We start from the raw sequence: 12695 nt of genomic DNA on the forward strand, positions 1-12695 counted from the left end.
TCCATCTGGGCGGGTCTGAACGAACCGCTGGAACCATGCCGTCCGACGCCGCCCCGCGGTGCCTGTCACGCGAAGGAGCCGGTTCCGGATGCCGTCCGCAACGGCGCGGGCGGCACAAAGAAACACGCTAGCCATGATCTTGGTTGTGGGTTAGGATCGCCGATCAGAATGCCGCCCGTGGCTTAGATAGGCCGGATGCAACTCCACCCGCAGGTGATATCGCATGTGTTGGAGTGGGTTGCGCTTCTATGGGGGAGCCGATTTCGTGATTTCACAGTTTCAGCAGGATGTCCAGGCGCCAAGAACGCTGTTTGACGTCTTGCGTCATCGAGCTCTTCATCAGCCCGACCAAATCGGTTGGACATTCCTTGCTGACGGTGAACAGGAGACGGGCCGACTCTCCTACTCCCAACTCGATACCCGTGCCCGCGGAGTCGCCGGCTGGCTGCAGTCACGCTTTTCTCCAGGGGACCGCATCCTCCTGCTCTGTCCCTCTGGCCTGGATTTCCTGGCCGGGTTTCTCGGTTGCTTTTACGCGGGAATGATTGCCGTTCCGGTGAATCTTCCCCTCGGTAACGCGGCCCGGCAACTCGCGCGTATTCCCGCGATTCTCTCGAGTGCCGGCGCACGATGTGCCCTGACGACCGCCGAGGGCCTGGCCATGGCCGGCGACCTGGCGGCCCAGTTCCCCGAGACGGAGGCGCTCGTCTGGCTCGGCCTTGATCAGTTCGATCAGGATGAGTGGGCGGAGCGCTGGAGCCCCGCGGACGTCGGGACCGACGACATCGCCTTCCTGCAGTACACCTCCGGATCAACCGCCCAGCCCAAGGGCGTGATGGTCAGCCATGCCAACCTCATGCACAACTGCCGGGTGATGGAGGACCTCTGGGGGGTCACCGAGCGCGATCGCATCGTCAGCTGGCTGCCGCTCTTCCACGACCTGGGCCTGATCGGGAACATCCTGCTCTCGCTGTACAAGGGAATCCCGGCCGTCTTCATGCCGCCCGCCGCGTTCGTCAGGTCACCCGTGAGGTGGCTCGACGCGATCTCCCGCTATCGCGGCACCATCAGCATGGCGCCCAACTTCGCTTTCGACATGTGCGTGGAGAAGGTGCCCGCGCGGCTCCGCGAGCGGCTCGATCTGAGCAGCTGGCGGCTGGCGGTCAACGGGGCGGAGCCGGTGCGGGCGGCCACGCTCGACCGGTTCACCGAGGCGTTCGCCGACAGCGGCTGGCGAGCCGAGGTCATGGCGCCGTCCTACGGACTGGCCGAGGCGACCTTGCTCGTGGCGGGCCACGGCGGCCATGGGGCACCGCAGTCGGCCCGTTTCGCCAAGGAGGGCCTGCAGGCCGACCGCGCGGAGCCTCAGGACGACCCGGCCGTTCCCGGCCGGACGCTGGTGAACTGCTCGGTTCCGTCTCCGCTGCAGCGGCTGGCCATCGTCGACCCGGAGTCCCGCACCGAACTGCCCGAGGGCCGTATCGGCGAGATCTGGGTGTCCGGCTCCAGTGTGGCGATGGGGTATTGGGGCCTGGAGGACGAGACGCGGAAGGTGTTTCGGGCCACTCTGGACGGCGAACCCGGCGAAAGCTTCCTTCGAACGGGCGATCTGGGTTTCCTGCACCAGGGTGCGCTGTACATAGCGGGACGGCTCAAGGACTTGATGATTGTCCGAGGGCAGAACTACTACCCTCAGGATGTCGAACTGGCCGCCGAGCGCAGCTGTCCCGAGGTGCGCCCCAACTGCTCCGCCGCCTTCACCGTGACCTCGGCGGACGAAGAGCGCGTGGTCCTGGTGGCGGAGGTCCGCAGGGACGCCGACCGCGGGCGGATCGACGCGGCCGGCGAGGCGATCCGTGCCGGTGTGCTGGAGGAGACCGAACTGCACCTGGACGCGGTCGTGTTGATCCCGAACGGCCGGATCACCAAGACGACCAGCGGCAAGATCCAGCGCGGCGCCGCCCGCGACGCGTTCCTCAAGGGCGAGCTCCCCGTGATCGCCGGCGACGTGCCCGAGCGGCTGAAGCGGGAGCCGGCGGCCGACCCCGGCCAACCGCTCGCGCCCACGGACGCGATCGTGCGGGCCCGGGCAGCCGACGCCGGCTCCCGCGATGCGGAGCCGATGCAGTTCAGTCTCCTGTACTTCTCCAGCAACGCCGCGGACTTCGCCGAGGACAAGTACCGGCTGCTGCTGGAGGGCGCGAAGTTCGCCGACGAGCACGACTTCACCGCGGTCTGGCTCCCCGAACGCCACTTCCATGCCTTCGGGGGCCTCTATCCCAACCCCTCGGTTCTGGCCTCGGCGCTGGCGGTAGCGACCCGGCGGATCAGGCTGAGGGCGGGAAGCGTGGTCCTGCCCATGCACCATCCGGTGCGGGTGGCGGAGGAGTGGGCGGTGGTGGACAACCTCTCCGGGGGCCGCGTCGATCTGGCCTTCGCCGCCGGGTGGAACCCCAACGACTTCGTACTTGCCCCCGACAAGTTCCACGACCGGTACGGGCACCTGTTCTCCGGCATCGAGACCGTCAAGAGCTTGTGGGGCGGAGGCTCCGTCGAGCTGCCCAACGGCAAGGCCGAGCAGACCCCGGTCAGGATCCACCCCGCGCCCCGGCAGCCCGAACTGCGGACCTGGCTGACCTGCTCGGGATCGCCGGAGCGCTTCGCCGAGGCGGGCGAACACGGCCACCATGTGCTGACCGGCCTGCTGTTCCAGACCGTGGAGGAACTGGCCGAGAAGATCGCCGTGTACCGCGCGGCGCGCGCCCGGGCCGGCTACGACCCGGCTGCCGGACATGTCACGCTGATGCTGCACACCTTCGTGGGCGACGACCTCGATGAGGTGCGGGAATCCGTGCGCGGCCCGTTCATCTCCTACCTGGAGTCCTCCGTGGACCTGTGGCGCCACGGATTCCAGCGGCTGGACGAGATGGCGGCCGCTGAGCGCGAGCAGGTCCTGTCGTACGCGTTCGAACGCTACTTCCAGTCCGCGGCGCTGTTCGGCACGCCGCGCACCTGCCTGCCGTTCGTGCAGAGCCTGCGGGCCGCGGGTGTGGACGAGATCGCGAGTCTGATCGACTTCGGCGTCGACGTCACCACCACCCTCGACGGCCTGGACTCGCTGAACGTGCTGCGCAAGCGGGCTCAGCGGCTGCCCGCCCGGAGCGAGGGACCGGCGGGATCGTCCGCGGCGTCCCCGCCTGCCGCAGCGCCCATCGCGGCCCCGACGGTCACACCCGCTCCGCCTTCCCCGTATGCCACCCCGCGGGACAGGCGGGACAGGCAGGACAGGCAGGAGCAGCAGGACCCCCCGGAACCGGCAGAGATCTTCCGTCGGCTGAATGAGGCGGTGCCCGGCGCCCGGGCGGCCCTTCTGCAGCAGTATCTGCGGGAACGGGTGGCGCACGTCCTGGAGCGCGGCATCGAGGAGATCAGCCGGGTACACAGTTTGCGGGGACTCGGTCTCGACTCGCTGATGGTGGTCGGCGTGATGAACGCCTGCCAGCGCGACCTCCGCCTCGTGCTGGCCCCGGCGGACTTCCACCGGTTCACCGACTTCGCCGAGCTGGCCGAGCATCTGGCCGGCGCCTTCTCCCGCGCGCACTCCGGCGCCGGGCCGGAGGCCGGCGCCGGGCGCGGGGCCCTGGAACTCCGCCGCAGAGTGCGGACGGAGACCTTCCCGCTCTCCCTGCCTCAACAACGGCTGTGGTTCCTGGAGCAGTTGGCCCCCGACACGCCGGCCTACTGCACGCCGATGGCCCTGCGCCTGTCCGGGCCGCTGGAAGTGGCGGCCCTGGAACGGTCGCTGAACCACGTGGTGGCGCGGCATGAAGCACTCCGCACGGCGTTCATCGACCGGGACGGGGAGCCCTGCCAGGTCGTCACCGAGTCCCAGCGCATCACCGTCTCGGTCACCGACCTCCGCGACCGGCCCGCCGAACTACGGGCGGACGCCGCCTTGGAGCTCGCCGCAGAGCAGGCCCGTACCCCATTCGACCTCGCCCGCAGCCCGCTGTTGCGAGCCGCTGTGTATCGCATCGCGGAGGATGACCACCTGCTCGTCATGGTCGGACACCACATCGTCATCGATGGCTGGGCGATCAAAGTGCTGTTCGGCGAACTGGCGGCGGGCTACGCGGCCGCGCTGCAGGGCGCCGAGCCCGAGCTGCCCGAACTTCCCTTGCAGTACCCCGACTTCACGCTCTGGCAGCGCGAGTGGGCAGAGAGCCAGGACGTGGCCGGGCAACTCGGCTACTGGAAACGGCAACTTGCCGGCGCCCCCGCCATGCTGGAGCTGCCGACGGACCACCCACGTCCGGCGGTCCAGCGCTTCCGTGGCCGCACCCGCGGAGGGCTGCTCCCGGCGGAGCTGGTACGGGCTGTGCACGGCCTTGGCAAGGAAGAGGGGGCGACCCTCTTCATGGTGCTGCTGGCGGCATTCGACGTGCTGCTCGCCCGCTACAGCGGCCAGCAGGACGTCGTCGTCGGCACCCCCGTGGCCAGCCGGACCCGCCCCGAGCTGGAGAACCTGATCGGGTTCTTCGCCAACACCCTGGCGCTGCGCGGTGACCTCACCGGAAACCCCACCTTCCGTGAGTTGCTGGGGCGGATCCGGCGCACCTGCCTGGACGCCTACTCCCACCAGGAAGTCCCGCTCGAGCTGGTCGTCGATGCGCTGCGGCCCGAGCGGGACCTCAGCCACCAGATGCTCTTCCAGACGCTGTTCGTGCTCCAGGAGACCGGCCTGCCCGACCTGCCGCTGCCGGGGATCGACGCCAAGCCCGTTGCACTCGATCCGGGCACCTCGCGGTTCGACCTCGCCTTCTCGCTGAACGAGGCGGAGGACGGGCTGCATTGCGCCGTCGAGTACAACACGGACCTGTTCGACGACTCCACTATTGCCGACATGCTGGAGCACTACCGGGTGCTCCTGGAGTCCGCGGTTGCGGACCCCGAATGCCCGGTGGAGCTGCTGGATATGCGCACCGGCTCCGAGCGGGCACGGCAGGAGGAGTGGAACGCCACCGATCTCCCGCTCCCGGCCGCGGGCGACGGTCTGCTCCATCGCCGCTTCGAGCGGCAGGCGGCCCTGACCCCCGACACGGTCGCGTTGTGCTGCGGGCACCGCCAGCTGACGTATGCCGCCCTCAACCGGCAGGCCAACCGACTGGCCCGGCTGTTGCGGGAGCTCGGGGTGCGGGCCGAGACGCCGGTCGGAGTCTTCCTGGAGCGCTCCGCGGACTCCGTCGCGGGGCTGCTGGCGGTGCTCAAGGCCGGCGGTGTCCATGTGCCGCTGGACCCCTCCTATCCGCCCGATCGGCTGGACCACATGATCGGCGACAGCGCGGTGTGCATCCTGGTGACCACGGCGGACCTCGCCGAACGTCTCCAGTCCCGCCCCACCGCGGTGATCCGCCTCGACCAGGAGGCAGACGCCGCGCGCCTCGCCGGGCACAGCCCGGACGACCTGCCCGAAGACCCCGCGCCGGACCAACTCGCTTACATCGTCTTCACCTCGGGTTCCACCGGGCGGCCCAAGGGCGCGATGATGGCCCACCGGGGCCTGGTCAACCTGGTCGAGGTCGAGAGGGCGGAGCTGCAGTCCGGACACGGCAGTCGGGTGCTTCAACTCGCCTCGCTGGCCTTCGACGCCTCTCTCTGGGACATCGTGATGGCCCTGCCCTTCGGCGGGACGCTGTGCGTGGCGACCGGCGCCGAACGGGTGCCCGGCGACGAGCTCACCCGGCTGCTGACCGAGCAGGCCATCACCCACGCCACCCTCGCCCCCTCAGTGCTGGCCGTGCTCCCCCCGTCGTCCGCCCCCGATCTGCGCGTGCTCACCTCCACCGGTGAGGCGCTGCGGGCCGAGGTGGCCGACCGCTGGGCCGCCGGATGCCGGCTGATCAACGGATACGGGCCGACCGAGTCCACCATCGGGGCGACCATCGGTGACTGCCGTCCGGGCAACCGAGAACCGGACCTGGGGCGCCCCTTCGCCAACACCCGGGTCAGCGTGCTGGACCCGCACTTCCGGCCCGCCCCGACGGGAGTGCCGGGCGAGATCTGCATCGGCGGCGCGGGACTGTCCCGGGGCTACCTGGGACGCCCGGGCCTGACCGCCGAGCGCTTTGTCCCCGACCCCGCCGGCGACGGGGCCCGCCTGTACCGGACCGGGGACCGTGCCCGGTTCCTCCCGGACGGTCGCCTGGTGTTCCTGGGGCGGTCGGACCACCAGATCGAGCTGCGCGGGTTCCGGATCGAACTGGGGGAGATCGAGGCCGTGCTGCGCGAGCACCGGGCCGTACGGGAGAGCTCCGTGATCGTGACGGAGCACACGGGGGACGGCCGGGCAGCGGACGACAGCGACAGCGCGGGCGTCGCGGTGACCCGGTTGGTCGCCTACGTGGCCGCCGAGCCCGGCACGTCGGCAGCGCAGCTACGGGCACACTGTGCCGAGCGCCTGCCCGACTACATGCTGCCGAGCGCCTTCGTCGTTCTGGATGCTCTGCCGCTCACCCCGAACGGAAAGCTCGACCGGCGTGCCCTGCCCGCGCCGGACGCGACCCCGCAGGGCTCTGCGGGCGGGTACGAGCCGCCGAGATCCGACGAAGAGAAGAAGATCGCCGAGATCTGGGAGGGCCTGCTCGGCCTGGCCCGGGTGAGCCGGTCCGACAACTTCTTCGAGCTTGGCGGGGACTCCATCCTCAGCCTGCGGATGGTGGCACGAGCCGTGGAGGCCGGCCTTGCGCTGACCACCCGCATGGTCTTCCGGCACCGTACCGTGGCCGAGCTGGCAGCCGCGGTCGGCGCTGACGCGAGGACCGCGGGAACCGTGGGGGCCACCCCGGCCGCGCTGCTGGAGCAAAAAGAGGTGGACCGGCTGGTCGAGCGCATAGCCGACCTGGAAGAGGTCTACCCGGCGACCCCGCTGCAGCAGGGCATGCTCTTCCACTCCCTCGCGGACCCGGAGAGTGCCGTCTACCGGGTGCAGCTGGCGCTGCGCCTCGAGGGCGCGCTGGACCCGGGTGCCCTGCGTACGGCCTGGGAGCGGACTGCGCAGCGGCACGCCGTGCTCCGCACGTCCTTCCACCGCAGCTCGCAGGGGGAACCGGTGCAGGTGGTGCACCGCAGCGCGGTACCAGCCTGGACGGATCTCGACTGGCGCTTCGAAATGCCGGGAAACACCGAACCGGCCGACCGGCTGGCGGAACTGGCGGAGCGGGAGCGGGCCACGCCGCTCGGTCTTGACACGCCGCCGCTGCGCATCACCCTCGTGCGGCTCGAGGACGAGGCCTGGCACCTGGTGTGGACGGTGCACCACGCATTGCTCGACGGCTGGTCCCTGCCGATCGTGCTCTCCGACATGCTGGCACTGTACGAGGCGATCGTCGGCGGAAGTGCCGCCGCCCTGCCGCGGGTGCGTCCGTACCGGGACTTTGTGGAATGGCTGGGCCGCCAGGAGCCAGGTGCCGCGGAGCAGGTGTGGCGCCGGGTGCTGGGCGACTTTGTGGAGCCCACGCCGCTGCCGTGGCATGCGCCGGTGAGGCTCGGATCCGGCGTGGGCAGCGTGGTGCGTGAGGCGCCGGCCGGGCTGTCGGGCCGGCTGCGGGAGCTGTCCGAGCGGTCCGGGGTGACCGTGGGGACGGTGCTTCAGGCGGCCTGGGGCGTGCTGATGGCCCGGCACAGCGGCAGCCAGGACGTGGTGTTCGGCGTCACGGTCTCGGGGCGTCCCCCGGAACTCAGAGGCGTGGAAGGGATGGTGGGGCTGTTCATCAACACCCTGCCTGTGCGGCTGCGGCTGGCACCGGGTACCGAGGTGGAGACCTGGTTGCGGGAGGTGCAGGAGCTGCTCCTGGAGCTGCGGGAGCACGAGCATGTGCCGCTGACGCAGGTCAAGGGATGGAGCGGAGTGCCGCAAGGCCGGCCGCTGTTCGAAACTCTGGTGGTGGTGGAGAACCATCCGGTCTCGCTGCCGGGTGCCGATCCCGCTGGTCCGGATCGGGTGCTGGTCCGTGACGTGAGCGTGGCGGACGAGACGAATGCGGCGCTGACCCTGGTCGCGGTGCCGGAGGGCGATCGGATCGGGCTGCGCCTGCAGTTCGATGCCATGCGCTACGACGAGGCGTCCGCGGAGCGTCTGCTGGCTCAGCTGGAGACGGTGCTCGAGGGGTTGTGCCGGGCACCTGCACAGTCGCTCGGGTCGATCGGACTCATGGACGGCTCCGGCGAGCAGCGGCAGCGGGCGGTACTGAACCCGCGGCGACGCACCTTCGGGTCGGCGGTGGCGCCGGTGGTCGGCTTCGCGAAGCAGGCCAGGGTGCGCCCGGATGCGGTGGCGCTGGTGTCCGGGGACCGGCAGTGGACCTACCGGATGCTGCTGGGGCGGGCCCACGCGGTCGCCGAACGGCTGCGCGAGGCCGGAGTGACGGCGGAGTCGCTGTGCGCGGTGCTGCTGGAACGCTCGGTTCACCAGGTGGCGGCAGTAGTGGGAGTACAGCTGGCGGGCGGAGCATATGTGCCGCTGGACACCGCCCAGCCCGCGGAACGGCTGGCCTATGTGCTGCGCGACAGCGGCTGCCGGGTGTTGGTCGCGACCCGTGCGCTGGCCCGGCGGATTCCAGCGGAGGCGCTGCACGACGTCCGGGTGGTGCTGCTCGACGAGGACGGCGCGGTCAGTGACCGGTACGAGCCGGCGCCCGCCGAAATCGAGGTGCACGAGCACCAACTGGCGTACGCCATCTACACCTCCGGCTCCACCGGCGCCCCCAAGGGCGTACTGGTCGAGCACGCACAGGTGGCCCGGCTGTTCGCCGCTGCGCAGGAGCGGCGCGCCTTCGGCAGCGACGAGGTGTGGAGCCTCTTCCACTCCATGGCGTTCGACTTCTCGGTGTGGGAGTTGTGGGGCGCGCTGCTGCACGGCGCCCGGTTGGTGCTGGTGGGCGAGGACGAGCGGCGGGACCCGGACCGGACGGCGCGCTTGCTGCGGGCACAGGGGGTGACGGTGCTCAGCCAGACGCCGTCGGCCTTCGCCCCCCTCACCGAGGCACTCGGAGACCGGCCGACGAGCCTGCGCACGGTGGTCTTCGGCGGCGAAGCCCTCGTGGGCGACCGATTCGCGCAGTGGGCGGCAAGCCTCGGCGGCCGCTGCCCGGAACTCGTGAACATGTATGGCATCACCGAGACTACCGTTCACGTCACCCACCACGCCCTGACCGGCGACGATCTGGCCCCCCGAGCCCCCAGCGCCATCGGCCGGCCCCTGGGCGACCTGAGCGTCTACCTCCTGGACGACAACGACCACCAGGTCCCGGCCGGCGTCGCCGCCGAAATCCACGTGGCCGGCCCCGGCGTGACGCGCGGTTACCTCAACCGTCCTGGGCAAACGGCGGATCGCTTCCGCCCCGACCCCTTCTCCAGTGCCCCTGGAGCCCGCCTCTACCGCACGGGCGACCTGGCTCGCGCCAACCCGGACGGCACCCTCGTCTACCTGGGCCGCACCGACCAGCAGATAAAGCTGCGCGGCTACCGCATCGAACCCGGCGAGATCGAGCACGCCTTGCGCACCTGCCCCGCGATCGCCGACGCGCACGTCCGTCTGCGTGAAGACTCGCTCGGCGACCGCAAGCTGACCGCCTACCTGGTCCCGGCTCCCGGCGCGGACGGCTCCGGAACGAAGCTGATCACCGAGGCGCGCGCCCACCTGGCCGCCGCCCTGCCGCCCTACATGATCCCGGCCGCCTTCGTCGTGCTGCCGGCCATCCCGCTCACCTCCAATGGCAAAATCGACACCCGCGAACTTCCCGCGCCGGCGGGCGACCGCCTGGGCGTGGAAGCCGCCTACGAGGAGCCCCGGGGCACGATCGAGACCCGCCTGGCCCAGCTGTGGAGCGACATGCTGCACGTCAGCCCGGTCGGGCGCGGCGACAGCTTCTTCCGACTGGGCGGCGACTCCCTGCTGGTGACGGCGCTTCAGAGCCGTATCCAGTCGGAGTTCGGTGCCGACGTGCCTCTGCGCACCGTCTTCACCGCCCCCGACCTCGCCGCGCTGGCCGCCGAGATCGGCGGCGACCGCTCCGGGTCGGCCAGTGCTGGACGGTCCCAGGAGTCTGAAGGCGCCGGGGAGCATGCGGCAGCCATTCCGGCGCTTGCACCGCACCTCCGGCAGGGCGGGCTGCCGCTCTCCTCCGGCCAGCGGCGATTCTGGTTTCTGGAGCAGTGGTCGACCGGCACCCCGCTGTATCACATCTCCGGCGCACTCAGGTTGACCGGCGAGCTCGACGTGGCCGCGCTGCGAGGCAGCCTGGACGGACTGGTACGGCGCCATGAGAGCCTGCGGACGCATCTGGTCGAGGCCGATGGCGAGGGGCGCCAGGTCGTCCTGCACCCGCACCCCGCGCCGCTGCCCCTGCTCGACCTGTCCGGCTTGGCGCCGGAGCAGCGAGCGGGCGAGGCCGAACGCGCGGTCCGCACGGCGGCCGAGGCGCTCTTCCGGATCAATGGCGGACGGCTGTGGCGGTTCGCCCTGGTGCGGACGGGCGTCGAAGAGCACCGGCTGGTGGTCTGCCTGCACCACCTGATAGCCGACGGCCAGTCGCTGTCGCTGCTGCTGACGGAGCTGGGAGAGGACTACGGAACTCTGCGCTCCGGCAAGGAGGTGAGCCGCAGCGCGCCCCGGATCCAGTACGGCGACTATACGCAATGGCAGCGGGAACGGCTCGCAAGCGACGCGCTGCGCCCTGAGCTGGAGTACTGGCGGGAGCGGCTGGGGGACGTGGCCGACCCGAACCTGCCCACCGAGCTGCCCCGCCCCGAGGAGCAGAGCCACGACAGTGCGGTGCACGAGATCGGGCTGCCGGAAGAGACGGCCCGGGGTGTGGAGGAACTCGGCCGCCGGGCCAACGCCACCCCGTTCATGGTGCTGTTCGCCGCCGCCGCGGTCGCCGTCGGCCAGGACCGCGACCTGACCGAGGTGGTGATGGGCACCCCCGTCGCGGGTCGCAGCCGACCCGAACTGGCGGGAATGATCGGCTACCTGTCCAACACCCTGGTGCTACGCCTGCGGGTGGCAGGCTGCGGCACCTTCGGTGACCTGCTGTCCCGCGCGCGGGAGGTGTGCCTGAGCGCGTACGAGCACGCCGAAGTCCCCTTCGACCAGGTGGTCCACGAGCTGAGGCCGAACCGGGTCGAGACGCATCTGCCGCTGTTCCAGACCTGGTTCGTGGTCCAGGAGGACCTGGGGGTGGAGACCGCCTTCGACGGGCTGCGTGCCGAAGCTGTCGGGGTCACGCCAAGCCTCGCCCGCTACGACCTGCGGGTGGAGTTCCGCCGGTCGCCGAGGGGCCTTCGGCTGGTCTGCGAGTACAAGACGGCTCTGTTCTCCGCGGCCGGGATCGGCAGGCTGACCCACCGCCTGGCTGGGGTGCTGGCGGCCGCGGTGGACCGCCCGGACATCCCGCTCGACGCGTTGGCCGAACGGCTCGACTCCGCCGAGGAAGCGAGACAAACCCGGGCGGAGGCCGATGCCGCGGCCTACAGCGCCACTGCCCTGCAGCGGCGCCGCCGACGCGGTCGCGGTGGAAGGTGACGAAACCGCTCGGCGCTCCTCCGGCGGAACCACAGCGAAAGGCAGGGAAGACAGACATGACACATCGCCTCGACGGGCCGGCAGCGTTCGGCCGCAGGCGTCGGGAGGCCGTGAGCCTGTCGTCGGGCTCGCTGGTCACGGCGACCCCGTTGCTGGACGGCCCGGCCGGACCGATATGGCTGCGCCCCGCCGTCGACGGCGTCAATCTGCTGGCTTGGGCCGACAGCAACAGGGAGGCGATCCGCGGCCATCTGCGCACGCAGGGGGCAGTGCTGTTCCGCGGATTCGCGCCCCTTCGCACCGTGGCCGAGTTCGAGCAGCTGATCAGCGGCATCGCCGGGAGCGAGCTGCTGAGCTATTCCTACGCATCCACCCCGCGCACCAAGGTGTCGGGTGGTGTCTACACCTCGACCGAGTACCCGGCGCATCAGGAGATCCCGCTCCACAACGAGATGGCCTACGCCCGGCAGTGGCCGATGAAGCTCGGCTTCTACAGCATCAAGGCCGCGGAGCGCGGCGGCGAGACGCCGCTCGCGGACAGCCGACGGGTGCTGCGCGCCATCCCGGCAAAGGTCCGGGACCGATTCACCGAGCACGGTGTGATGTACGTCCGGAACTATGGCGAGGGCGTGGACCTGTCCTGGCAGGACGTGTTCGGTACCGGGGACCGCGCGGAGGTGGAGGCGTTCTGCCGCCGCGCCGGCATCGAGTTCGAGTGGAAGCCGGGGGACGGGCTGCGCACCCGGCAGGTGTGTCACGCCACGCTGAAGCACCCGGAGACCGGCGAAGAGGTGTGGTTCAACCAGGCGCACCTCTTCCACGTGTCGAACCTCCCCGACCAGGTGCGCAGCTCCCTTCTGGAGACCACTGCCGAGGAGGACCTGCCGCGCAACGCCTACTACGGCGACGGATCACCGATCGACCCGGCAGACCTGACGGAGGTCCGGGAGGCGCTGCGCCGCGAGGAGATCGCGTTTCCGTGGCAGGACGGTGACGTCACGGTGGTGGAGAACATGCTCGTGGCGCACGGAAGACGTCCCTTCGCAGGTGCGCGCCGCCTGGTGGTGGGCATGGCCGAGTCGTACGCCGCCGACGCGGCCGCCTAGAGGAGGAC

The 12695-nt window shown here is 70.7% G+C and carries 2 protein-coding genes; both read left to right on the plus strand.

Translation table 11 applies throughout. The annotated features are described in order from the left end of the window. Positions 1-223: 223 nt before the first annotated feature. Positions 224-11581 (plus strand): amino acid adenylation domain-containing protein, encoded by an 11358-nt coding sequence (locus ACZ5NH_RS04835; protein ID WP_468772978.1) that lies wholly within the window; start codon positions 224-226, stop codon positions 11579-11581. A gap of 56 nt (positions 11582-11637) precedes the next feature. Beyond that, positions 11638-12687, plus strand: coding sequence for a TauD/TfdA family dioxygenase (locus tag ACZ5NH_RS04840; protein ID WP_450987148.1), 1050 nt, complete (start codon positions 11638-11640; stop codon positions 12685-12687). The last annotated feature ends 8 nt before the right edge of the window (positions 12688-12695 follow it).

It is taken from the genome of Streptomyces sp. NPDC031426, from assembly GCF_055581585.1.